Annotated in this window: 18 protein-coding genes; 11 read left to right on the forward strand and 7 right to left on the reverse strand. The window is 74.0% G+C overall.

The genetic code is table 11. The annotated features are described in order from the left end of the window. Window positions 1-5: 5 nt before the first annotated feature. Window positions 6-794, reverse strand: coding sequence for a FadR/GntR family transcriptional regulator (locus BUE41_RS02410; protein ID WP_073455190.1), 789 nt, complete (start codon window positions 792-794; stop codon window positions 6-8). A gap of 226 nt (window positions 795-1020) precedes the next feature. Here BUE41_RS02410 and BUE41_RS29435 point away from each other — a divergent pair, with 226 nt between their 5' ends. After that, entirely contained in the window at window positions 1021-1959 is a 939-nt protein-coding gene (locus tag BUE41_RS29435) for a MarR family winged helix-turn-helix transcriptional regulator (protein WP_084754268.1), read from the forward strand. A 584-nt stretch (window positions 1960-2543) separates the two neighbouring features. Here the strand turns inward: BUE41_RS29435 and BUE41_RS02425 are convergent. The 3 genes from BUE41_RS02425 to BUE41_RS02435 form a co-directional block, all read right to left on the reverse strand. After that, window positions 2544-3530 (reverse strand): alpha/beta hydrolase, encoded by a 987-nt coding sequence (locus tag BUE41_RS02425; protein ID WP_073455192.1) that lies wholly within the window; start codon window positions 3528-3530, stop codon window positions 2544-2546. Window positions 3531-4334: 804 nt separating this feature from the next. Then, entirely contained in the window at window positions 4335-5174 is an 840-nt protein-coding gene (locus BUE41_RS02430) for a metallophosphoesterase family protein (RefSeq protein ID WP_073455193.1), read from the reverse strand. 49 nt (window positions 5175-5223) lie between these two features. Continuing rightward, entirely contained in the window at window positions 5224-5940 is a 717-nt protein-coding gene (locus tag BUE41_RS02435; RefSeq protein ID WP_159444847.1) for a tyrosine-protein phosphatase, read from the reverse strand. A gap of 152 nt (window positions 5941-6092) precedes the next feature. Here BUE41_RS02435 and BUE41_RS02440 point away from each other — a divergent pair, with 152 nt between their 5' ends. Next, on the forward strand, window positions 6093-7025 hold the full coding sequence (locus tag BUE41_RS02440) for an alpha/beta fold hydrolase (protein ID WP_073455519.1): 933 nt from the start codon (window positions 6093-6095) through the stop codon (window positions 7023-7025). Here the strand turns inward: BUE41_RS02440 and BUE41_RS02445 are convergent. The 3 genes from BUE41_RS02445 to BUE41_RS31100 form a co-directional block, all read right to left on the reverse strand. After that, entirely contained in the window at window positions 7015-7932 is a 918-nt protein-coding gene (locus BUE41_RS02445; protein ID WP_200803734.1) for a zinc-binding dehydrogenase, read from the reverse strand. The two genes, BUE41_RS02440 and BUE41_RS02445, sit on opposite strands and share 11 nt — an antisense overlap. Window positions 7933-8005: 73 nt before the next feature. Beyond that, entirely contained in the window at window positions 8006-8785 is a 780-nt protein-coding gene (locus BUE41_RS02450) for an enoyl-CoA hydratase/isomerase family protein (RefSeq protein ID WP_073455195.1), read from the reverse strand. Beyond that, the gene (locus BUE41_RS31100; protein WP_200803735.1) at window positions 8782-9711 is read right to left on the reverse strand and encodes an acyl-CoA-like ligand-binding transcription factor; all 930 of its coding nucleotides are present in this window, start codon (window positions 9709-9711) and stop codon (window positions 8782-8784) included. The genes BUE41_RS02450 and BUE41_RS31100 overlap by 4 nt, the downstream gene beginning before the upstream one ends. A 104-nt stretch (window positions 9712-9815) precedes the next feature. Here BUE41_RS31100 and BUE41_RS02460 point away from each other — a divergent pair, with 104 nt between their 5' ends. From BUE41_RS02460 to BUE41_RS02500, 9 genes are all read left to right on the forward strand, one after another. Next, the gene (locus tag BUE41_RS02460) at window positions 9816-11990 is read left to right on the forward strand and encodes an acyl-CoA dehydrogenase family protein (RefSeq protein WP_073455196.1); all 2175 of its coding nucleotides are present in this window, start codon (window positions 9816-9818) and stop codon (window positions 11988-11990) included. Continuing rightward, the gene (locus BUE41_RS02465; RefSeq protein WP_073455197.1) at window positions 11987-13153 is read left to right on the forward strand and encodes a CaiB/BaiF CoA transferase family protein; all 1167 of its coding nucleotides are present in this window, start codon (window positions 11987-11989) and stop codon (window positions 13151-13153) included. The genes BUE41_RS02460 and BUE41_RS02465 overlap by 4 nt, the downstream gene beginning before the upstream one ends. Window positions 13154-13230: 77 nt before the next feature. Beyond that, the gene (locus BUE41_RS02470; RefSeq protein WP_073455198.1) at window positions 13231-14448 is read left to right on the forward strand and encodes an ABC transporter substrate-binding protein; all 1218 of its coding nucleotides are present in this window, start codon (window positions 13231-13233) and stop codon (window positions 14446-14448) included. 30 nt (window positions 14449-14478) lie between these two features. Continuing rightward, window positions 14479-17181, forward strand: a complete 2703-nt coding sequence (locus tag BUE41_RS02475; protein WP_073455199.1) for a branched-chain amino acid ABC transporter permease/ATP-binding protein — start codon at window positions 14479-14481, stop codon at window positions 17179-17181. Further along, a complete protein-coding gene (locus BUE41_RS02480) occupies window positions 17178-18086 on the forward strand; it encodes an enoyl-CoA hydratase (RefSeq protein ID WP_073455200.1) in 909 nt (302 codons plus the stop codon). Before BUE41_RS02475 ends, BUE41_RS02480 begins: the two co-directional genes overlap by 4 nt. Beyond that, window positions 18083-19003 (forward strand): alpha/beta hydrolase fold domain-containing protein, encoded by a 921-nt coding sequence (locus BUE41_RS02485; protein WP_073455201.1) that lies wholly within the window; start codon window positions 18083-18085, stop codon window positions 19001-19003. Before BUE41_RS02480 ends, BUE41_RS02485 begins: the two co-directional genes overlap by 4 nt. Further along, entirely contained in the window at window positions 19000-20631 is a 1632-nt protein-coding gene (locus BUE41_RS02490; RefSeq protein ID WP_073455202.1) for an FAD-dependent monooxygenase, read from the forward strand. Before BUE41_RS02485 ends, BUE41_RS02490 begins: the two co-directional genes overlap by 4 nt. Further along, window positions 20628-22142 carry a class I adenylate-forming enzyme family protein gene (locus BUE41_RS02495; protein WP_073455203.1) on the forward strand — a complete coding sequence of 505 codons (1515 nt, stop codon included), beginning with the start codon at window positions 20628-20630 and terminating at the stop codon, window positions 22140-22142. Before BUE41_RS02490 ends, BUE41_RS02495 begins: the two co-directional genes overlap by 4 nt. Further along, window positions 22139-23314, forward strand: a complete 1176-nt coding sequence (locus BUE41_RS02500; RefSeq protein WP_327194729.1) for an acyl-CoA dehydrogenase family protein — start codon at window positions 22139-22141, stop codon at window positions 23312-23314. The genes BUE41_RS02495 and BUE41_RS02500 overlap by 4 nt, the downstream gene beginning before the upstream one ends. The last annotated feature ends 27 nt before the right edge of the window (window positions 23315-23341 follow it).

Below are 23341 nucleotides of genomic sequence, written 5' to 3' on the forward strand. Positions count from 1 at the left end.
CCCGCTCAGCGGCGAACGCCCATGTGCTCCTCGAGGGCCTCCTGATGGCGCTGCAGGGCCGTGACCAGCTCTGCGTGGTCGCGGTCCTGCAGCGCACGGGCGATCGGCTCGTGCAGCGCGATCTGGGCGCCGAACTCCTCGCCGGTGAGCCACGGTGGCGCCTCACCGGCGACGATCCACCGCTCGTACGCCTTGGTCACCACGATGTCGTGGACGCTCTCGAAGACGCTGGTCAGGTAGCGGTTCCCGGCGAGCCGGACGTAGGCGACGTGGAAGTTGGTGTCGGCCGCGATCCACTCCGATGCGCTGCCCCGGGCAGCCCGCAGCCGCTGCAGCGCCTCCTCGATCCCGGTCACCTGCAGCTGCGGCTTCGCGGTGATCAGGTCCGCGGCGGCGAGCTCGAGCAGGTGCCGCATCTCGACGGCCTCGTCGATGCTGTCGGGCTCGAGCTCGATCATCATCTGCACGCCGGTGCCGACGGCCGTGGTCGGCTTGCGCAGGACGTAGGCGCCGGATCCCGGCCGGATCTCGATGAGGCCGGTCACAGCCAGGCTGCGCAGCGCCTGGCTCACCGTGGGGCGGGAGCTGCCGACGAGCTCGGCGAGCTTGCGCTCCGACGGGAGTCGGGCGCCGATCTCCAGGTCGTTCTCGACGATGTAGTCGCGCACCTGCTCGGCGACGCGGTCCGCGATCCGGCTGACCGGCTCCACGTGGAAGCTCCGCCGGTAGTGCTCCTCCTTCTCCCGGCGGACGGCCGCGGCGCGCTCCGCCTTCGACGGCACGCGACGCGTCATCGACACTCCTCGATCATCGGTGGGGCCCGCGGCCGATGCTATCCGTGCGGTTGCGCAGCCTGGGTGGCCGTCCCGGCCGGGAGCGGGGAGACTGCACCCGAACGGAAGCGCTGGCTCACGACGTGTGCGGACCGAGAACTCGATGCGTTGCAGGCGCTCCCAGCGCCCTACCGGGCAGTATGATCGTCCCTGTGCGGACCATCACCCTGCGCCGAGGAAGCCGCCGGTGACCGAGCTGATCGACAACAGGCACCGGGCCGAAGAGGCCGGGCCGATGCTGCGGCTGCACGAGGCCGCCGGGCACCTCATCCGCCGCGCCCAGCAGCGGCACACCACGCTGTGGACCAGGCAGTTCGCCGACGATCTGGATGTGACGGGCCCGCAGTACGCGCTGATCAGCGCGATCGCCGTGGGCGAGGGCATCGACCAGCGCACGGCCGGTGAGCGCGCGTCCCTGGACAAGTCGAGCACGGCCGACGTCGTGGCGCGGCTGGAGGGGCGGGGCTGGCTGCTGCTCGCCCGCGATCCCGACGACGGACGGCGCAAGGTCCTGCGCCTGACTCCGCTCGCGCGGGCGGCACTGACCGAGGTGACGCGGCGCGCGCAGCTGGTGCAGGAGCAGCTGCTGGAGGCGGTGCCGGCGAGGCAGCGCAAGTCCTTCGTCGACGCGCTGCGCCTGGTCGCCTACGCCGGGGACGTCCCGCCGCCGGAATCCCCGCAGAGGGCCGTGCTGCCCCTCCGCGACGCACCGGGGCACCTCATCCGCAGGGCCCAGCAGGTGCACACGGTGGCGTGGGGGATCGAGGTCGGGCGCACCCTCACCGCGCCGCAGTACGCGGTGCTCAGCGCGCTCTGGGCACACCCGGAAGGGATCGACCAGAGCACGGCGGGCGAGCTCGCGTCGCTGGACAAGTCGAGCATGGCCGACGTCGCGCAGCGGCTCGTGCGGCGCGGCTGGGTCGCCCGGGAACGCGACGGGGCGGACGCGCGCAGGCGCGTCCTGCGGCTCACCGACGCCGTCCGCGACGAGCTGCTGCACCTCACGCCGGCCGTCCTGCGGGTGCAGGAGCGCCTGCTCGCGCCGCTGTCGCCCGCTCAGCGCAAGGCGTTCATGAAGGGCTGCCACGCCCTCGCCTACGCCGACGATCCGGATCACGCCACGTAGTCGGTCGCCCCGGCCCGGGCGGCTCCAGCTGCCAGCTGTGCTGTACCTCCGGCCCGTCCGGAGCAGGGTGCGGCGGCGGGCGGCGATCTCGCCCGCGGACAGCGGCTCCACCGGCCCGAGCTGCCGCGCTGCCGTGAGCGCCCGGGCGTTGCGCGCCAGGTACACGCACAGCCGCACGGTGTTGGCCAGGTCGGTGCCGACCGCGACGGACCCGTGCTCGCGCATGAGCACCACCCGGGCCGAGCGCTCGGGCGAGATCACGGCCCACGGCGCAAGCACGAGCGGTGAACGTCACGCCGGTCCCGTCACGCGGTACGGGCGCGCGGTCGGGGAGCGGTTCTGATCTGGAGAGGAAACCGGAGCCGCGCCTGGACCCAGGATGTTCGACGCGCCAGCGCGGGGTCTGTGCGCACCAGCTGCCTCCCTGGTGGCGAGGCTGACTGCGCTTCGTCCTCGGCGCCGACCGACATGGGGCTGGGTACGTGCGAACCCGGGCCTTGCGCAGTGACCAACTCACCGATCTGCGACGCCGGCCCCTGACCGCAGCCGGGAGTCAGGGGCCGCTCGCCGAGGCGTGGCCTGCCCTACTTCTGCTGGGAACGGATCCAGGCGTCGATCGCGTCCTCGGTCTGCGGGGCCGTCGGGTGCAGCGCGAGGTTGTGGCCGGAGGTGGGTTCCACGTAGACGTCGAAGCTGGCCGCGTTGGCGTAGTAGCGCGACTCGCTCTCCCGGATCGAGGCTTCGGTGCACGGTTGCAGCAGGGCGCCGCAGAAGAAGTCCTTCCCGCCCATCGCGAGCAGGACCGGGATCCTGATCCGTGAGGCGGGCGCCGTTCCCGGTGCCAGCTCGGTGATGCCACTGGCCAGTTGGCCGGCGGCCATGGCGGACTTGTGCGCCTCGTCGTACTCGATCACGGCCGGGTCCGCGGTGTCGGAGTACACGAGATCTCCTCTCGCTCCCGGGCGGGACGTCAGGTAATCGCATCCGTAGCCCTTGGTCACGGGATCCAGACAGGCCGGGTAGGTGATGTCGGTCGCGAACGAGACAGGGGTCCGCGCGCTGAACGGCACGTGCAGCAGGCCGGTGACCACCAGCCTGTCGGCATCGTCGTAACGGCCCGCCTCGTTGACGGCGATGGCCGATCCGAGTGAGTGGCTGACCACGGTGACGTCGTCGTACAGCGACGAGGCCCAGCTGATCACCTGGTGCAACGCATCTGCGCCGTGGGAAACGGTCGTGGTCAGGCCGAAGGGGCGGTCGGTCTCGCCCACCCCCAGACGGTCGTAGGCGAAGGTGGCGTAGCCGTCAGCCAGAGCGTGCTCCACGTACGAGAGCTGGTCGGAGTTGATCGGCCAGTCCCAGTACTGCCGTGTGTAGGTCCCGCCGTGCGCGAGGACCTGGATGCCGCGGACCTCACCCTCCGGGACGCACAGCGTGCCCGCGACCGTGTACTGGCGACCCGCGACCTGAACCGGTAGTCGCTGCTCCGTGCAGCCGGTCGGGGTGTCGGCGGCCGCCGCGACGGCTGGTGCGGCAACGCAGCACGACAGCACCGCACCCAGCACTGCCACGCCACGGGCGACGGCTCTACGACGTGGTTCCCGCATCCGTCCTCCTCATCTGACCGGCCTGGCGCTGCAATGGACTCTGCGGCGATCCGGGCCGAAGCCGGCATTTCTATCGCGCGAACACCGCGCGTCGGATGAATGCTGGAGCCAACGAGTGTGCTGCGCGGAGGTTTCGGGAACATTTCCGCGAGGTACCCGATGGTGTATTCGTCGGGAATGAAGGCAGAATACGCCGCGAAGGACGATAATCGGCGGCCGTTACGTGCGACGTTAACTGCTGATGCGTCACGGTCTCGAGGCTGGGTGCCGGCGGGTGAGATGGCGGGGTCAGGGGTGGGGGATCGGAGGAGCCACCGCAGTGGCACGGCGACGTGCGCGTAGGCCGGGTCCTAGCAGCACCGAGGCGCTACCACCCGAATTCTGCAGATCGCGGCCATGATGCGGGAGGTGGAGGGGTAGATCAACCGCGCTGGGCCGGGCGAGGTTGTGCGCTCGGGGTCTTGACGCCCGGCGCCGTCTGGCCGCGGTTGGCGAGGTTGCGCACCCGCCCCCACCGGCAGTGACTCGATGCCGTTGTCGGCCATCTTCTGATCGAACCCGGGTGCGCTCGTCGGAATCGAAGAGTTCGGTGGCGTCGGCGGTCGCGGTGACCTGCTTCTCGTCGATCTTCCCGGCGGCGTGCGGCGAGCGGACGTAGTCGAGTCCGTCCTGCAGATCCCGGGCGACGCGGATCCGTTCATCGGCTTCGGTGGGCGAGGTCTGCAGCGCGAGCCCGAATCCGCGACTGGCCGTCGCGAAGTGCTGGCGCTAGACGCCGGCGCCCGTCATGGCCTCGATCGTCTCGGCGATCGCGGGCACGTCGGCGGAGTGCAGCTGAGGCATTCCCGGCACCGTGCGGAACTCGGCGCTGACCGCGCCCTCCGCGACGACCCACTCGACGAAGCCCAGCTCGTGCCGACCCTCGATCCGGTCGTCCTCGGCGGACAGGTACGCGGTGGCCGGCGCCCACACCTCGATCACCGTGCCGCGCGGCACGGCGCGGTAGCGGTGCAGGTGCCCGCAGCCGACGGCGCGCAGCTCGGTGCGGGCCAGCAGGGCGAGCAGGCGGTCGCGGGCGACCGGCCCGATGTCGGTCTGGTAGCCGACCGGCTCCTCGGTGACCTGCCAGACCGGCTTGTGCAGGAACAGCAGCACCGGCACGCCGGGCCGCAGCTCGCCGACGGTCTGCTCGAGCCAGCGCCACTGGTCGGCCTCGCGCTGCAGACCGGAGCCGAGCAGCTCGCTGTCGATGCCGAGGAGGGTGGCCTCGTCGGAGTCGTGGCGCCAGTGGTCGGGCCCGAACACGGCCTCGTGGGCGGCGACCCGCTCGTCGGTGGTGACCAGGCCCGCCCAGGCGCCCAGCCCGGGCATGCCGACGTCGTGGTTGCCGGGAACGACCAGGAGCGGCGCCTCGATCAGGTCGAGCAGCTCGCGGGAACGGGCGCGGTCCTCGGCCACGTCGGGGTGGAGGAACTGGATGTCGCCGGTGTGCACGACCAGATCGGGGCGCACCTCGGTGTTGAGGTGGTGGGCGAGCAGCCGGAACCCGTCGACGGTCGGGCCGTCGGCGGCGGTGAGGTGGGTGTCGGAGATCTGCGCGATCTTCATGCGGCTCCTCGATGGCTCAGTGGGCTCGATGGCCAGTGGGCTCGATGGCTCAGTGGGTGAGTGCGGTGCGGAGGTGCTCGATCGCCTCGGCCGGCGTCCCGTGCCGGATGAGGTAGGCGCGGGCGCCGCGGTGCTCGTCGGCGAGGAAGCGCAGCATCGCGGCCATCGACTCGGGGCGGGCGCCGCGAAGCGTCTCCACGCCTTCGTCGGTGGCGGCGGACGCCGCGGGAAGGGTCGCGAAGAACGCGGGCGTGAGGTGGTCGCCGGTCAGCGCGTAATCAGCGACCACCACGTCGTCGGGCACGCCGATCGCGGAGAGGACGAGCGCGACCACCACGCCGGTCCGGTCTTTCCCGGCCGCGCAGTGCACCAGCGCGGGCAGCGCGCCCGGGCGGGCGAGATCGGTGACGATGCGCGCGAGCTGCGGGCCGCGGTGGCGCAGCATGCCGATGTACAGCTCGGCGAGCCGGTCGGGCGCACCGAGCACGTCCGCGGTCACCAGGGGGCGCGGGCGCAGCGGGCGGTGCAGGACGGCCGGGACGATCGCGTGCAGGCCGGTCGGCTGCGCGTCGAGCTCGGCGTCGTCGCGCAGGTCGATCACGGTCCGCAGACCCAGGGCGGTGAGGCCGTCGACGGTGCGGGGTGCGTCGGAGCGGAACAACCGTCCCCACTGGGTGCGGGTGCTCCCCGCCGGGTAGTCGCCGATGTCGCGCAGGTTGGCGGTGGCACCGACGGTGATCCGGCGGTGCGGGACAGAGAGCGTCACGCCCTCATTCACGGCGACGAAGGTGACGCCCGACGCCCCGAGCAGGTGAACGCCGGGCGACCGGGAGCGGTCGAGTCGCGTCCGGCGCGAGAGCGATGTCACACCCGCGGCCACCCGTGATCGATGAGAGGTTCGTCGCGAAGGGAGGCAGGATGATCGACTCTGCCCACGACCCTGCCCGTGACTCTGCCGGCGACACTGCCCGTGACGGCGAGTTCGCCCTGCTCCACGAGAACGCCGAGGAGGCCGGGATCGCCTGGCCCGGCCCGCCCGCCGTCCGCCGCGTGAGCAGCGAGGTCGACGGCCGTCGGGTGAGCGCGCTGCTGTGGGGCACGGCGCCGCCGCGGATCGTCTTCCTGCACGGCGGCGGGCAGAACGCGCACACGTGGGACACGGTCCTGCTCGCGCTGGGCGAGCCCGCGCTGGCGGTCGATCTGCCCGGGCACGGCCACTCCGACTGGCGCGAGGACCGCGACTACATGCCGAGGGCCTCGGCGGAGGCGGTCGCGCCGGTGCTGCGCGAGTGGGCGCCGGGGGCGGAGCTGGTGGTCGGCATGTCGCTGGGCGGTCTCACCGCGATCCGGATCGCGGCGCGGCACCCGGACCTGGTGCGCCGGGCGGTGATCGTCGACGTCACCCCGTCCGCCCACCTGCGGCATCGATCGATGACGCAGCAGCAACAGGGCACGACCGCGCTCACCCGTGGCCGGCGCACCTTCGCGACCTTCGAGGAGATCGTCGAGCGCACCGCAGCCGCCGCGCCGCACCGGTCGCGGGCGAGCATCCGCCGCGGGGTCGTGCACAACACCCGCCGCCTGCCCGACGGCCGCTGGGCCTGGCGCTACGACCGCAACGCCGGGCCGCGCGACTTCTCCCCGCTGTGGGCTGATCTCGCCGCCACGACGTGCCCGCTGACGCTGGTGCGCGGCGGGGCGTCCGCGTTCGTCCCCGACGAGGACGCCGCGGAGTTCGTCCGGCGGCGGCCCGACGCCCAGGTGCGGGTCGTCGCGGGCGCCGGGCACGCGGTGCAGAGCGACGCCCCGCTGGAGCTGGCCGACATCGTCCGGGCGGCGCTCAGTCCTTGACGTCCAGCACGATCTTGCCGGGGATGCGCCGGTCGAACAGCGCATCGGCGGCGGTGGCGACCTCGGTCCACGGGCCGCGCCAACCGATCTCCGGCGACAGCCTGCCCTTCTGCACCAGCGACACGAGCAGTGCCAGGTCCGGGGCCGGATCGGTGACGTCGCCAGCGCTGTGCAGGGTCTTCGACCGGCCCAGCGCGAAGAACGCGTTGGTCTCCAGCGTGACCGGCTCGTTCGACGCCCAACCGATGCTGTGCAGCTGCCCGCCCGGGGCGAGCTTGTGCCACGCCGCCATCAGCGTCGGGCCGCCGACGGTCTCCAGCACGCCGTCGACCTGGCCCTCGACCGCGTCGACGGAGGTCACGACCTCCTCCGCGCCGAGCGCACGCAGGGCCGGGGCGTTGTCCGGGTCGCCGCTGACGGCGACCACCGACGCTCCGCTCAGCGCGGCCAGCTGCACCGCGCAGCGGCCGACGCCGCCGGAGGCGCCCGTGACCAGCAGGCGGCGCCCGAGCACCGAGCCGAGCGAGCGCAGCACCCGCAGGGCGGTCAGGCCGACCATCGGCAGGGCTGCCGCGTCGACGAGATCGACCTCGTCGGGCACGACGGCGACGTTGTGCACCCCGAACGCGACCCGGCGCGCCCACGCGCCGGGGCCGAACGCAACCACTCGCGAGCCCACGGCCGGGCCGGAGCCGTCGGCGGCCGCATGCACGACGGTGCCGGCGGCGTCGAAGCCCAGCACCATGCCGGGGGCCTGGTAGCGCAGGTAGCGCAGCTCTCCGTAGTTCGCCGACGCGTGCGCGACCTCGACGACCACCTGGTCCGGTCCGGGCTGCGGGTCGGCGACGGTCGTGAGCCGGATCGCGCCGGGGGCGTCGGGATCGGCGACGAGGGCCTGGTTCGGCACGGGTGCTCCCTACTCGATCACGTGACGGTCGAGACGAAAGCTAGCACTATTTGAGAGTGACTTCCAGTTTGAGTCAGATTCCCGTGAACCGGGCGGGGCGACGCTCGGCGAAGGCCCGGATGCCCTCGGCGCCGTCGGCGGTCCACGTCGACGAGAGCAGTGCGTGGCGCTCCAGGTCCAGGTGCGTGGCGAGGTCGTTGCCCGGGCCCCCGTGCAGCAGCGCCCGGGTGCGGGCGAGCGCGCGCGACGGGCCCGCGGCCAGCCGCTCCAGCTCGGCGGCGGCCGCGGCGTCGAGATCGTCGTGCACCCGTGTGACCAGCCCCCACGCCAGTGCCTGTTCGGCGTCGACGACCGGGTTCAGCATGGTCAGCTCCGCGGCCCGCCGGTAGCCGACCAGTCGGGACAGGAACCAGCTGGCGCCGCCGTCCGGGGTGAGCCCGACCCCGGCGTAGGCGAGCACGAACCGGGCGTCGGAGGAGCAGAGCACGACGTCACCGGCCATGGCCAGCGCGAACCCGGCCCCGGCCGCGCTGCCGCGCACGCTGGTGAGCACGGGTGCCGGCAGCCCCGCGAGACCGAGCACCGCGCGGTGCAGGTGCTCGGCGACGGCGCCGATGTAGGCCGTCGCCCCGGCCGGCTGCGCGGCGAACGCGCGCACGTCGCCGCCCACGCAGAACCGTGGGCCGGCGGCGGTGAGGTGGACCGCGCGCAGCCCCGGCTCGGCGGCCGCCGCTCGCACGGCTCGCCCCAGCGCCTCGGCCGTCGGCAGATCGAGCGCGTTCCCCGCCTCCGGGCGGTTCAGCCGCAGCGTGGCGATGCCCGAGCCGGGATCGAACGCGTAGTCGACGGTCACAGCGTCAGTCCGTGTTCCAGCTGGTCGGCAGCCTTCATCATCGCCTCCTCGAGATCGATCCCCGGGTCCTCGGCCCAGTCGAACAGCACCGAGTACCAGACGCCCTGCACGGCGGCGGCGAACGTGCGCACCTCGAAGTCGCCCGGATCGCGCCCCACCCGCTTCGCGACCAGCTCCGCGATCTCGTTCATCAGCTGGGTGAGGTTGTCGAACAGCACCGCTCGCAGCTCCGGCACCGACAGGCACAGCAGCACCTGCTGGCGCACGGACTCGGCGTCCGAGGTGGAGGCCATCGCGTCGAGCAGGCCGCGGAACACGGCCCGCACCGGGCCGACGTCGGGCGGGATCGCCTCGAACGTGTCCGGCAGCCGCGACTCGGCGTCGTCGGCGAAGACCACGTCCTCCTTGGTGTTGAAGTAGCGGAAGAACGTGCTCGGCGAGACCTCGGCCGCCTCGGCGATCTGGTTGACGGTCGTCTCCGCGTAGCCCTGCTCGTGGAACAGGCGCATCGCCTGCTCGCGGATCAGCGCCCGCGTGCGGGCCTTCTTGCGCTCCCGCAGCCCGCCCGTGTTCGGGTCGGCCGGCCGCAGCCTGCTGGCCGCCCGGCGGCCCGCCTGCTCTCGCCAGCTGGTGCCCGCCCTGTCCTTCTCCGGCTCGGGCTTCTTCTCCGGTGCTGTCCTGGCCGGGGCGCTCTTCGGCGCGGCCTGCGGCTCCTCGGCCGGATCCGGCTCGGGATCGGCGGCGTCGAACCCCGACAGGCCCGCCCTGACGAACTCGTCGCGCCAGTTCTCCAGCTCCTCCGGGGTGACTCCGAGCTCGCTGCAGATCGTCTCCGGATCGACGCCCCGGATCGAGCGGAGGACCGCTTCGAGGCGCACCAGGCGACGCGGAGCGGTCCCGGGCTCTGTGGTGGGTCGTGCAGCCATGACCAGCACGATAGTCGCTCCGAGTTGCGCCGCTGATTCAGCTTATGATTTGAGAGTAACATTTTATTGACAGAGACAGTCACTATGGGCGTAGTGTCGCCCGCGTGACGACGACGACGTTCTCGCCCGGATCCGCGCCGGCCTTCTCGCTCGACACCGACGACACCGCGCTCCAGGAGGTCGTCCGGAGGGTCGTCGTGGACCGCGGCGCGGCGGCCGCGGCGCGGGCGGTCGTCGACCTGGCCCCCGACGCCACCGAGCGGGAGAGCGCCTGGTGGCGCACCTGTGCCGACCAGGGCTGGTGGGGACTGCACGTGCCGGAGCCCGCCGGGGGGTCGGGCGCCGGTCTCGTGCAGACCGCGGTCGTGCTGTTCGAGCTCGCCCGTGTGGTGGCGCCCGGCCCGGCCCTGCCCACCCTGGTGGCGTCGGCCGTGCTGGCAGAGGAGCCCGGCCGGTGGCCGGAGCTGCTGGAGGGCCTCGCCGATGGCTCCCTGACCGCCGGCCTCGGTCTCGGGGGTGCCCTCGTCCGGGACGGAGGCACCGTCAGCGGGGACGCCGGCGTCGTGCTGGGTTCCGCCGAGGCCGCCCAGCTCCTGCTCGCCGTCGGCGACGACCTCGTGCTGGTCGGCGCCGCGGAACCCGGACTGGAGCTCGCGGCGGCCACCGGCGTCGACCGGACCCAGCCGCTCCTCGCGGCCCGGCTCCAGGACGTGCCCGCCAGCGTGCTCCCCGGCCGGCGGCCGCACGCGCTCGCCGTCCTGCGCACGCTCGCCGCCGTGCAGGCCGCGGGGATCGCCGACGCCGCGCTCACCGCCGCCGTCGAGTACGCCCGCATCCGTGAGCAGTTCGGCCGACCCATCGGCGCGTTCCAGGCGGTCAAGCACCTGTGTGCGGACCTGGTCGTCGACGCCGAGCTGGCGCTGGCCGTCGCGTGGGACGCGGCCCGGGCGCTGACGGCGGGCCCCGGTCCGGAGGCGGAGCTGGCCGCGGCGACGGCCGCAGCGGTCGCACTGCCCCGGGCGCTGGCGGCGGCCGAGACGTCGCTGCACGTCCACGGGGCGATCGGGTTCACCTGGGAGCACGACGCCCATCTGCTGCTGCGGCGGGCGCTCGCGCTGCAGGCGCTGGTCCCGCCCGCGGCCGCCGCGGCCGACGTGGTGCGGCTTCGCCTGTCCGGGACGGCGTTCCGCGTCCACGTCGATCTCCCGGACGAGGTCGAGCCGGTCCGCGCGGAGGCCCGCGAGCTGGCCCGCCGGCTCGCCGGCCGCTCCCCGGACGAGCAGCGCGCCGGCCTCGTCGCCGCGGGCTACGCGCTGCCGCAGCTGCCGCCGCCGTGGGGCCGCGGGTACGGCCCGGCGGCCCAGCTCGCCGCCGACGCGGAACTGGCCGGGCTCGCCCGGCCTGACTACGGCGTCGGCGCGTGGGTGATCCCCACCCTCGTCCAGCACGGCACTCCCGAGCAGCTGGAGCGCTGGATCGGCCCCTCGGTGCGCGGGGAGCTGCGCTGGTGCCAGATGTTCAGCGAGCCCGGTGCCGGCAGCGACGCGGCCGCGATCGCCACCCGCGCCGTGCCGGTCGAGGGTGGCTGGCGGCTGTACGGGCAGAAGGTGTGGACCAGTCGCGCCACCACGTGCAACCGCGGCCTCGCGACCGTGCGGACCTCGTCCGACGGGCCGAAGCAGGCCGGCATCACCATGGTGGTCGTGGACCTCGACGGGGAGGGGGTCGAGGTCCGGCCGCTGCGTGAGGCCAGCGACGAGTACGGCTTCGGCGAAGTGTTCCTCGACGGCTACTTCGTGCCGCACGAGGACGTCGTGGGCCCGGTCGGCGGCGGCTGGGCCGTCGCCCGCTCCACGCTCGGCAACGAGCGGGTCACCGTCGGCGCCACCGCGCAGTTCGGCGGCGGTGTCGTCGATCTGCTCGGCGCGCGCCGCGCCCTCGGCCACGACCGCGCCGACGCCGAGATCGGGGCGCTGCTCGCCGAGCGGCAGGCGATGGACCTGCTCGGGGTGCGCGCCGCGACCCGGGCCGTCGCCGGCGCCCCGCCCGGGAGGGAGGGCGCGATCACGAAGCTGGTGCGCTCCGCGGTCACCCGCCGCAGCGCCGAGCTGGCCGTCCGGCTGCTCGGCCCGCAGGTCGCGCTCGCCGACGGGGCCGGTGCCGCGGCGGCGCGCAGCTTCGTGAAGAGCCAGATGACCGCCATCGGCGGCGGCACCACCGAGATCGTCAAGAACCTGGTCGCCGAGCGCCTGCTCGGGCTGCCCCGCGATCCGCGATGAGCGGCGGACCGCTGGCCGGCCTGCGGGTCGTCGAGATCGCCGGCATCGGTCCCGGCCCGTACGCCGGGATGCTGCTCGCCGATCTCAGCGCCGAGGTCCTGCGCATCGACCGGCTCGACGCCCCGCCGCGGGTGAGCGCACCCGGCAACGTGCTGCGGCGCAACCGGCGCTCGCTCGCCGTGGACCTCAAGGCGCCCGGTGCCCGCGAGCTGGTGCTCGACCTGGCGCGCACCGCCGACGTGCTGCTGGAGCCGTTCCGGCCGGGGGTCGCCGAACGGCTGGGCATCGGCCCGGACGACTGCCTCGCGGTCAATCCGCGCCTGGTCTACGGCCGCGTCACCGGATGGGGCCGGGAGGGTCCGCTCGCCCCGCGCGCCGGGCACGACATCGACTACCTCGCCGTCGCCGGCGGGCTGCACCCGCTCGGCCGGGCGGAGGAGCGGCCCGCGCCACCGCTCAACCTGGTGGCCGACTTCGCCGGCGGCGCGCTGTTCCTCGTCGTCGGGGTGCTGGCGGCGCTGCACGAGCGCACCCGTTCCGGCGAGGGCCAGGTCGTCGACGCCGCGATGATCGACGGGGTCGCGTCGCTGACCGCGATGATCCACGGCCTGCGCGCGCTCGGCGAATGGCGCGAGGAGCGCGGGACCAACGAGCTCGACACCGGCAGCCCCTACTACGAGGTCTACGAGACCGCCGACGGCGGCTACCTCGCCGTCGGGGCGATCGAGCCGAAGTTCTACACGGAGATGCTGCGCGGGTTCGGCCTCGATCCCGCGCAGTGGCCGCAGCACGACCGGTCCCGTTGGCCCGCGCTGAAGCAGGCGCTGGCCGAGGTGATCGCCACCCGGACCCGCGACGAGTGGGCCGCGGTGTTCGCCGATCGCGACGCGTGCGTCGCCCCGGTGCTCGCCCTCTCCGAGGCCCCGCAGCATCCGCACAACCGCGCCCGCGGCGTGTTCGTCGAGGTCGCCGGCGTGGTGCAGCCCGCCCCCGCGCCGCGGTTCGGCCGCACCCCGCCCCCGCCGGTCCGCCCGTCGCCCCCGAACGGGGCGGACACCGACGCCGTCCTGCGCGAGCTGGGCTACGACGCCGCCCGCATCGCGGCCCTGCGCGCCGCCGGGGTCGTCGACAGCTACACAATAACGAATGTTTCTAACACTTGACAGTCACTATCAGAATAGCTGAGGCTGTGCGGCAGCCAGTTCGTCCCGGTCCCACCCCCAACGACGGAGGTAGATCCATGGCCAGACGCAGCCCTCTCGGCACCACCGTGACCGCCGCACTGGCTGCGCTCGCCGTCCTCGGGCTCTCGGCCTGCGGCGGCGGGGAGCCGAGCGGCGAGAGCACCGATGCCGGTACCCACCGGGTGATGGCCATCGGGCCGTTCACCGCCTCGGCGGCGCTGCCCACGCCGTTCCCCGAGATCGCGACCGGGGCGCAGGCCGCGGCGAAGGCGGTCAACGACGCCGGGGGCGTGGCCGGCTCCCGGATCGAGGTGCTGTCCTGCGACACCAAGGGCGACCCCAACGAGGCCACGCAGTGCGCCCAGAAGGCCGTCGAGGAGGGGGTCGTCGCGGTCGTCGGCGCGTTCGACTTCAAGGGCGACTACATCGCGGTCCTGGAGCGGGCGGGCATCCCCGTGCTCGCGCCGTTCACCCAGTCCGTCGAGCTGACCAGCCCGGTGGCCTACAACGTCAACGGGGGCAGCGCCACGCTGCTCGCCGGCGAGATCAGCCAGCTGGCCGGTCGGGGCGGGCGGAAGCTGTACTTCGTCGCGCCGGAGTCCGCGGCCGAGGGCGGCGCGCTCGCCGCGCTGTGGGAGCCGGTCCTGCCGCACTTCCCCGGGCTGGAGGTCTCGCTGATCACCGTCCCGCCGGACGCGACCGACCTGTCCGCGGTCGCTGCGAAGGCCACCTCCGGCGACGGGTTCGGCATCGCGCTGCAGGCCGCCCAGCTCGTCCCGTTCATGACGGCCGTCGACCCGGCGAGCCCGGGCGCCCGGCTGATCGGCAGCGACGCCAACTCGGTCGACGCATCGGTGATCAGCAGCCTCGGTGACCGCATCGAGGGCATCCTCGCGCCCGCCGGTTACCTGCCGGCGACCACCAAGGGCAACACCGCCGTCGACGCGTTCATCGCCGCCATGGACGCGGTGGACCCGAAGGCGCCGAAGAACGACTTCGCCGTCGCCGGCTACCTGGGCGTGCAGCTGTTCGCGAAGGCCGCTGCCGGCGCCACCGAGGTGACCCCGGAGTCACTGCGCAAGGCCCTCGACTCCGGCACCGAGTTCGACCTGGGACTCGTCCCGCCGATCCGGTTCGACCAGCCGTCCTCGGCGGTGCCCGGCGTGACCCGGCTGTTCAACACCGCCGTGGTCCACACCCGGCTGCAGGGCGGGCAGTTCGTGCCGATCGAGGCCCGCTTCGTCGACGCCTACACCGGGCGCCCCGTCGGCTGACCGTCGTCCTACCCGATCCCGAGGACCTCCATGGACCTGCTCCAGTTCGCCCTGCTCGGTCTCGGCGTGGGCGCCGCCTACGTCCTGATGGGGCAGGGGATCGTCCTGATCCACCGCGGATCCGGGCTGCTCAACTTCGCCCAGGGCGGCATCGCGCTCGTCGCGGCCCAGACGTTCAAGCTGGTCCGCGACGACTGGGGGGTGCCGGCCCCGCTCGCCCTCGCCGCGGCGCTGGCGGTCGCCGCGGCGATCGGGGCAGCGATGCAGCTGCTCGTGCTCGACCGGCTGCGGGAGCGCTCGGCGCTGGTCAAGCTGATCGCCACGCTCGGCCTGCTGACCCTGATCGAGGGCGTCGGCGTGGTCTTGTGGGGCGACAGCGCGGTGCCGATGGTCGGGATCCTGCCCACCGACCCGGTTCCGCTCGGCGGCGGCATCGTCGTCGGCGCGGACCGGCTGTGCCTGCTGGCGATCGGAGTCGCGCTGACCGCGGCGCTGTGGTTCGTCCACGGCCGCACCCGGTTCGGCACGGCCACCTCGGCGGTCGCGGAGAACCCCGCGGCGCTGGCCGCGCTCGGCCATTCGCCGGCGCGGATCGCGACCCTGAACTGGGTGCTCGGCGCAGTGCTGGCGGGGCTCGCCGGGGTGCTGCTCGCTCCGATCACCGGCCTGTCGGTCACGGCGCTGGTGCTGTCGGTGATCCCCGGCCTGGCCGCGGCGCTGGTCGGGCGGTTCTCCTCCTACTGGTGGACGCTCGTGGGCGGCCTCGGGATCGGGGTGCTGCAGAGCGAGATCGTCCGCTTCTGGGACGTGCCGGGCCTGTCCCAGTCGGTGCCCTTCCTGGTGATCATCGCGATGGTCGTGCTGCGCGGGCGGGTGCTGCCGGCCCGCGGCGAGGTGAGCGCCCGGGCGGTGCGCGTCGGCACCGGGGCGCTGCGGCCCGCTGCGCTCGTCGGCGTCGTGATCGCCGGTGGGCTGGTCCTCGCGGGGGCGAGCGGGGACTGGCGGCTCGCGCTCACCAACAGCGCGCTGACCGGGATCCTCGCGCTCTCGGTCGTCCTCGTCACCGGGTACGCGGGGCAGGTCTCGCTCGCCCAGCTGACGATCGGCGGCGTCGGTGCGCTCGCCGCCGCGAACGGCTCGGCCCGGCTCGGCCTCCCGTTCCCGCTGGCGGTGCTGTTCGGCACCGCCGTGGCGGTGGTCGTCGGACTGGTGGTGGCGCTGCCGGCACTGCGCACCCGCGGCCTGCAGCTCGCCGTCGTCACGATCGGGCTGGGCCTCGCCATCGAGGCGCTGGTGCTGCGCAACCCCGGGCTGGGCGGCGGTTTCACCGGGCTCACGGTCGGCGAGCCGGACGTGCTCGGGTTCTCGTTCGACTACCTCGCCCATCCGGTGCGCTACGCCGCGCTGGCCGGGGTGGCGTTCCTGCTCGCCGCGCTCGCGCTGGCGAACCTGCGCCGCGGGCCCACCGGACGGCGGCTGCTCGCGGTGCGGGCGAGCGAGCGGGCGGCCGCCTGCTCCGGGGTCGGTGTGCTCGGCGCCAAGCTGTACGCGTTCGGCCTGGGCGCCGCGTTCGGCGGGTTCGCCGGGGCGCTCGCCGCGTTCCAGTTCCCGCGGCTCGACGTCGCCGACTACACGACGCTCGGCTCGGTCACGCTGCTCATCCAGGCCATGATCGGCGGCATCGGCTACGTCGGCGGCGCGATCGTCGCCGGGCTGGCCGGCGCCGGCGGGGTGGTCGCGGAGCTGCTGAGCCGGGTCGGGGAGTCGTGGACCGACGCGGTGATCCTCATCAGCGGCGTCGTCGTGCTGGTCAACCTCGTCTTCTACCCGGACGGGGTGGCGCGCACGTTCGCCGAGGTCGCCGGGCACGCGCTGGACGAGGTCCGGTTCCTGCGCCCGCGCCGGGCCGGTGCCGAGCGCCCCCCGACCGCCCACCCGGCGGCCCGCGCGGAGCGGCCCACCCTGCGGGTCGAGGACCTCACGGTGCGGTTCGGCGGGGTGGTCGCCGTGCGCGGGGTGTCGCTGCAGGTGCGGCCGGGTGAGGTGGTCGGGCTGATCGGGCCGAACGGCGCCGGCAAGACCACGATCATCGACGCGGTCTGCGGGCTGGTCCCCTCGACGGGGCGCATCAGCCTCGGCGACACGTCGCTGGCGGGGCTCTCCCCGCGGCAGCGGACCCGCGCGGGCATCGGGCGGACCTTCCAGTCGCTGGAGCTGTTCGACGACCTGTCCGTGCTGGACAACGTGCGGGTCGCCGCCGAGTCCCGGGACCGCCGCTGCTACCTGCTCGACCTCGTCCGGCCGCGGGCGATCGCGCTGCCCGAGGTGGCCCGCACCGCGCTCACCGAGCTCGACCTCACCGGAGTGCTCGACGTCGCGCCCGAGCACCTGCCCGCTGGGCAGCGCGGGCTGGTCGGGGTGGCCCGCACCCTGGCCACCGATCCGAGCATCGTGCTGCTCGACGAACCGGCCTCCGGGCTCGACGACGAGGCGCGCGCCGAGATCGTCCGGCTGATCCGGCACCTGGCCGAGCAGCGCGGCCTGGGCGTGCTGCTGGTGGAGCACGACGTCCGGCTCGTCGCCGAGGCCAGCGACCGGATCGTGGCGCTCGCCCTGGGCGAGGTGATCTGCGAGGGCTCGCCCGCCGAGGTGCTGTCGCATCCGCGGGTGGTGGAGGTCTACCTGGGCTCCGACAGCCCGGTGCAGCCCGCCGTGGTGGGAGGAGCCGAATGACGTACGAGTTCCTGCGCCACGAGTCCTACGACGACGGCCGCATCGTGCGGATCGTGCTCAACCGGCCCGAGGTCCGCAACGCCCAGAACCGCGGCCTCATCGCCGAGCTGCACTCCGCGATGCTCGCCGCGGAGGCCGACGACCAGGTGCGCGTGGTGATCCTCGCCGGGGCCGGCGGGGTGTTCTCCAGCGGCCACGACCTCGCCTCACCGCGCGCGGTCGCCGAGCGCGGCGACGGGCCCGGCCGTCATCCCACCTACAACGAGAACGGCGGCACCCGCTCCGGTGCCGAGTTCCGCTACCTGCAGGAGTGGCACCACTTCTTCCAGAACACGCTGCGCTGGCGGAACCTGCGCAAGATCACCATCGCGCAGACCCAGGGACCGGTTTACGCGGGCGGACTGATGCTCGCGTGGGCGTGCGACCTGATCACCGCGAGCGAGACGACCCGGTTCGCCGACGTCGTCGCGACCCGGCTGGGGCTGTGCGGGGCGGAGTACTTCGCCCACCCCTTCGAGCTCGGGCCGCGGCGGGCCAAGGAGCTGCTGCTCACCGGCGACTCGCTGGACGCCGAGGAGGCCTACCGGATCGGGATGGTCGCCCGCGTCTTCCCCGACGCGGAGATCGACGAGCTGACCCTGGAGTTCGCCCGCCGCATCGCGGCCGTGCCGACGGTCACCGCGCTGCTGGTGAAGGAGTCGGTCAACCAGGCGCAGGACGCCACCGGCTTCCTCACCGCGCTCAACGGCGCGTTCGCGCTCCACCAGGTCAACCACGCCCACTGGGCTGCGCTGCACGACGACCGGCTGCCGATGGCCACCCCCGCCGACGGGGTGCCGGACTGGCGGGAGGCCCCACCGGTCGTGCAGCGCAGCCGCACGCTCGTGCGGGGGGACGAGCGATGACGCGGGTCCTGCCGAGCGCGGCGCTGGCCCGGGTGGTCGCGGACGTGCGCTCCCGGCCGCCGGTGGCCGACCTCGCGACGCACCGCGCGCTCGCCGCCGCGGGGACGGCGGCCGCCGTCGCTGCCCCTCTGCCCGCCGGGATCGAGGCGGTGCCCGGTCCCGGGCGGCCGGGTTCGGAGATCGTGCGGCCGGCGCGGCCGGTGGGCACCGTGCTCTACCTGCACTCCGGCGGCTACGGCGCGGGCACGCCGCAGCTGTGCCGGGGATTCACCGCCCGGCTCGCCGCCGCGACCGGGCTGGCGTTCTTCGCCCCGGCCTACCGGCTCGCGCCCGAGGCGCCCTACCCGGCGGCGCTCGACGACGCCGAGGTTGCCTACACCCTGGAGCTGTCGCGGACCGGTGAACCACCGGCCGCCGTCGGCGGAGCGTCCGCCGGCGGCGGCCTGGCGCTGGCACTGCTCATGCGGATCCGCGACCGCGGGCTGCCGCTGCCCCGGGCGGCCGTCCTGATCTCCCCGTGGGTCGATCTCGCCCGGGCCCCGGCAGCGCGCGACCCGGCGCCCCGCGCGGGGCCGGACGAGCGGGGCCCGGACCCGATGACCGATCCCGGCTACCTCGCCGAGCTCGCCCGCAACTACGCGGGTGGCACCGATCCGCGCGATCCCGGCGTCTCGCCGATCTTCGGCCGGTTCCACGACCTGCCCGCAACGCACATCGAGGTCGGCACCGCGGAGCTGCTGCTCGCCGACGCCGTCCGCACCGCGGGCGCGTTCGCGGCAGCCGGCCGGGCGGTCACCCTGTCCGTCGTCGAGGAGGCCCCGCACACGTTCCCGCACAGCTGCCCCGACACGCCCGAGGCGGCCGCGGCCGCTGCCCGGATCGCCCTGCACCTGCGCACTCACCTGGATCTTGCATGACGTACACCGAGACTCCCGTCCTGATCGTCGGCGGTGGCCCGGTCGGGCTCGCCCTCGCGGTCCAGCTCGACCGGTTCGGCATCGACCACGTCGTGGTCGAGCGGCAGACCGAGCCGACCCGGCACCCGAAGGCCCGCGGGCTCACCGCCCGCTCGATGGAGACCTTCCGCCTGTGGGGGCTGGACGACCGCATCCGGGCGGGCAGCCTGCAGCCGGACGCCGAGCACGACACGATGGCCGTCGGATGGGTGCAGCACTACTGCGAGAGCGTCACCGGCCGCGTCCTCGGCGTGACCAGCCCCGAGCCGAGCGTCCACAGCCCGGTCGCGAAGTGCAACGTCGCGCAGGACGTCGTCGAGCGGGTGCTGAGCGACGCGGTCGCGGGCAACCAGCACACCGTGCTGCGGCGCGGCTCGTCGATGGAGTCCTTCGAGACCACCGCCGACGGCGTGCGCGCGGTCGTCACCGATCTCGCGACGGGGGAGGCTTGCGAGGTCCGGGCCCGGTTCCTCGTCGCCTGCGACGGCGCCGCCAGCGGCATCCGCGACCGGCTCGGCGTCGAGATGGTCGGCCCCGGGACGCTCGAGCACATGGCCAGCTACTTCTACCGGGCCGACGCCAGCCACCTGCCGATCGCCCGGCGGACGGCCTCGTTCATCCTGTTCCCGACCGATCCCGCGATCCCCGGCGGCACGATCCTCGCCAGCGACAGCAAGGCAGATCGCTGGCTGTACCTGCAGCGGCTCGACCACCCCGACCAGCCGCTGCTCACCGAGTCGCAGCTGGTCGAGGTGACCAGGGCGCACTGGGGCATCCCGGATCTGGACGTCGAGCTGGTCAGCGCGCTGCGCTGGCGGATGCGCGCCGAGGTGCCCGTGCAGCTGCGGCACGGCCCGGTGATCCTCGCCGGTGACGCCGCGCACTGCATCCCGCCCACCGGCGGGCTGGGCCTCAACACCGGCCTGGGCGACGTGGTCAACCTCGGTTGGAAGCTCGCCGCCGTGCTGCGCGGCTGGGCGCCGGACCGGTTGCTCGACACCTACGACACCGAACGGCGGCCGGTGGCCCGCGACATCATGGAGTGGTCGGTCGAGAACCACCACCGCCTGCAGGTCCAGATCCCCGCCGCGCACCGCGACCGCGAGCAGGACGTCGCCCGCTGGCGGGAGTCGCTGCTCGAGGTCGAGCGGCACACCCACTCCGAGGCCATGGCGATGGGCTACGTCTACACCGACGGCGCGATCGTCGACGACGGCAGCCCCGTCCCGCCGGTCGACCGCCGGCGGTACTGGCCCACCGACCGGCCCGGGGCCCGCTTCCCGCACATGTGGCTGGACCCCGAGGAGGAGACGTCCACCATCGACTGGTTCGACACCGACTTCGTGCTGGTCTGCGGGCCGGAGGCGGACGAGTGGCGGGCAGCGGGGGAGCGGCTGGTCGCCGCCGGTGACCTACCGCTGGTGGTGCGCAGCCTGCCGTGGATGACGCTTCCGGTCGGCATGGGCGCGGCGGGAGCCGTGCTCGTCCGCCCGGACGGGCACGTGGCCTGGCGTCCGCCCGCCGACCTGGCCGACAAGGAGGCGGGCGTGAAGGAGGCGCTGCTCGCGGTGCTCGGCGGTGGCGCATGAGCTGGCACGCGCGCCGGCCGCGGCCCGAGCTGCCCTACCCCGCCACGATCCCCGGGGTGCTGCGCTGGGCCGCCGCCGAGTTCGGCGACCGCGACCTGCTGGTCGTCGGGGAGGAGCGGCTCACCTTCGCCGAGGCCGAGCGCCGCTCGCGCGTGCTCGCCGCGCAGCTGCTCGCGGACGGCGTCGGCAAAGGCACCCGGGTCGGGCTGTTCCACAACTACGGCGCCGACTTCGTCGTCGCCTGGCTCGCCGCCCTGCGCATCGGCGCGCTGGTCATGCCGTTCAGCACGCTGGCGACGGCCGCCGAGCTGCGCACGATGCTGCACCTCGGCGACGTCGCCGTGCTGCTGGCGGCACCGCAGATCCTCGGCCGCGACGTCCGTGCGCTGATCGCCGAGGCCGTCCCGGCGAGCCTGCCGAGCCCGCAGCTGCCGTACCTGCGCCGAGTGGAGATCCGAGCCGGTCTCGGCGCAGGTGAGCCGTCCGCGGACGAGCTGGTCGCAGCGGTCGAGGAGCAGGTCACCCCGGCCGATCTCGCCCAGGTCACCTACACGTCCGGGTCGGAGGCGCTGCCGAAGGGCGTGGTGCACAGCCACGGCGCGCTCGTGCGCAACTCCAGCCCGCAGGCGACCCGGTTCGCGTTCGACCTGGTCGGGCTCACCGGCGAGGTGCGCACGGTCTTCTGCGGCTTCCCGTTCTTCTGGGTCGGCGGCTCGCTGACCCTCGGCCAGGCGCTGCAGAACGGCTGGACGGTGTGCTGCGTCGAGCGGTTCGAGCCCGAGGCCGTGCTCGACGTGCTGGAGCGGGAGCGGGTCGACCGGGTGTGGGCGTGGCCGTCGCTGGTGCAGGCGCTGCGCACCGCGCCGTCGTACGCTCGGCGAGACCGGGCCTACCTCGACCGGGTGCTCGGCACCCCGGTGCCCGGGCCGGTCCGCCACCGCGGGATGAGCGAGACGATGGGCAACTGGTTCGGCATCGAGACGAAGGTGATCGACCCGGAGACCGGGCAGGAGCTCGGGCCGGACCAGGAGGGCGAGCTGTGCGTGCGCGGCTTCGCCGCCCTGCAGGGCTACTACAAGAAGGAGCGGGAGGACACGTTCGACCCGGACGGCTGGCTGCACACCGGCGACCGGGTGGCCCGCCGCGAGTGGGGGCTGGAGTTCCTCGGCCGCTACACGGAGATGGTCAAGACGCGCGGGGCGAACGTGTCCCCGCGCGAGATCGAGGTCGTGCTGGAGTCCGCCGACGCCGTGCGGCACGCTCTGGTCTTCGGGGTGCCGGACCCGCAGGTCGGGGAGGCGGTGGTGGCGGTGCTCGTGCCCGCTCCGGGCCGGGAGATCGACCTCGACGCGGTGGCCGAGCTGGCTCGTCGCGAGCTGGCGCCGTACAAGCGGCCGGCCCGCTACGTGGTCCGCGCCGAGGACGAGATCGGCTGGCTGCCCACCGGCAAACCGGACAAGCGCGGGCTGAAGTCGGACTACCTGGCGAGCGAGGAGATGATGGCCCGGTGACCGCCCTGCCCGACGACCTCACCGACACCCAGCGCGACCTGCAGCGCGCCGTCGCCGAGCTGGCGGCGAAATTCCCTCCCGAGTACTGGGCCGACCACGATCTGCGCGACGCCTTCCCGTGGGAGTTCTACGAGGCGTTCGCGAAGGCCGGCTGGCTCGGCGTCGCGATCCCCACGGAGTACGGCGGCGGCGGGCTCGGCGTGCTGGAGGCCGCGCTCGTGCTCGAGGAGGTCGCCGCATCCGGGGCCGGGATGAACGGGTGCAGCACCATGCACCTGACGATCTTCGGCCTCAACGTGGTGGCCAAGCACGGCTCCGCCGAGCTGAAGGCCGAGGTGCTGCCCCGCGCCGCGGCCGGTGACCTGCACGTCTGCTTCGGCGTCACCGAGCCCGACGCCGGCACCGACACCACCCGCATCACCACCTTCGCCCGCCGCCGCGGCACCGACTACGTGGTGTCCGGCCGCAAGGTGTGGATCACCAAGGCGGGTCAGTCGGAGAAGGTCCTGCTGCTCACCCGGACCACCCCGCGCGAGGAGGTGGCCAAGCCCACCGACGGGCTGACGCTGTTCCTGGCCGATCTCGATCCGGCACACGTCGAGATGCGGGCGATCCCGAAGATGGGCCGCAACGCCGTGTCGTCGTACGAGCTGTTCATCGACGACCTGCCGGTGCCGGAACGGGCCCGGGTCGGCGAGGAGGGCCGGGGCTTCGAGTACCTGCTCGACGGGCTCAACCCGGAGCGGATCCTGCTCGCGCACGAGGCGATCGGGATCGGCCGGGCCGCGCTCGACGCCGCCGTCCGCTACGCGAAGGAACGCGACGTGTTCGGCCGGCCGATCGGCGCCAACCAGGGGATCTCGTTCCCGCTCGCCGAGGCCGCTGCCCGGCTCGACGCCGCCCGGCTGATGGCCCGCCGCGCCGCCCGGCTCTACGACGCCGGTCGGCCCTGCGGGCGGGAGGCGAACACGGCGAAGTTCCTGTGCGCCGATGCCGGGTTCTTCGCCGCTGACCGCGCCGTGCAGACCCACGGTGGGTTCGGCTACGCCCGCGAGTACCACGTGGAGCGCTACTTCCGGGAGGCGCGGCTTCTGCGGCTGGCTCCGGTCAGCCAGGAGATGGCGCTGAACTACATCGCGCACAACGTGCTGCGGTTGCCGCGCTCCTACTGACGGTCAGGCCGGCACGGGCCCTCCGCG

It is taken from the genome of Pseudonocardia thermophila, assembly GCF_900142365.1.
Lineage (GTDB): Bacteria > Actinomycetota > Actinomycetes > Mycobacteriales > Pseudonocardiaceae > Pseudonocardia > Pseudonocardia thermophila.

Excerpts from the sequence above, each read along its gene's own strand:
- BUE41_RS02440 (WP_073455519.1), top strand. The coding sequence starts at position 6,093 with ATGATCGACTCTGCCCACGACCCTGCCCGTGACTCTGCCGGCGACACT.
- BUE41_RS31100 (WP_200803735.1), bottom strand. The coding sequence starts at position 9,711 with ATGGCTGCACGACCCACCACAGAGCCCGGGACCGCTCCGCGTCGCCTG.
- BUE41_RS02410 (WP_073455190.1), bottom strand. The coding sequence starts at position 794 with ATGACGCGTCGCGTGCCGTCGAAGGCGGAGCGCGCCGCGGCCGTCCGC.
- BUE41_RS02470 (WP_073455198.1), top strand. The coding sequence starts at position 13,231 with ATGGCCAGACGCAGCCCTCTCGGCACCACCGTGACCGCCGCACTGGCT.
- BUE41_RS02490 (WP_073455202.1), top strand. The coding sequence starts at position 19,000 with ATGACGTACACCGAGACTCCCGTCCTGATCGTCGGCGGTGGCCCGGTC.
- BUE41_RS02430 (WP_073455193.1), bottom strand. The coding sequence starts at position 5,174 with ATGAAGATCGCGCAGATCTCCGACACCCACCTCACCGCCGCCGACGGC.
- BUE41_RS02465 (WP_073455197.1), top strand. The coding sequence starts at position 11,987 with ATGAGCGGCGGACCGCTGGCCGGCCTGCGGGTCGTCGAGATCGCCGGC.
- BUE41_RS02475 (WP_073455199.1), top strand. The coding sequence starts at position 14,479 with ATGGACCTGCTCCAGTTCGCCCTGCTCGGTCTCGGCGTGGGCGCCGCC.
- BUE41_RS02495 (WP_073455203.1), top strand. The coding sequence starts at position 20,628 with ATGAGCTGGCACGCGCGCCGGCCGCGGCCCGAGCTGCCCTACCCCGCC.
- BUE41_RS02485 (WP_073455201.1), top strand. The coding sequence starts at position 18,083 with ATGACGCGGGTCCTGCCGAGCGCGGCGCTGGCCCGGGTGGTCGCGGAC.
- BUE41_RS02480 (WP_073455200.1), top strand. The coding sequence starts at position 17,178 with ATGACGTACGAGTTCCTGCGCCACGAGTCCTACGACGACGGCCGCATC.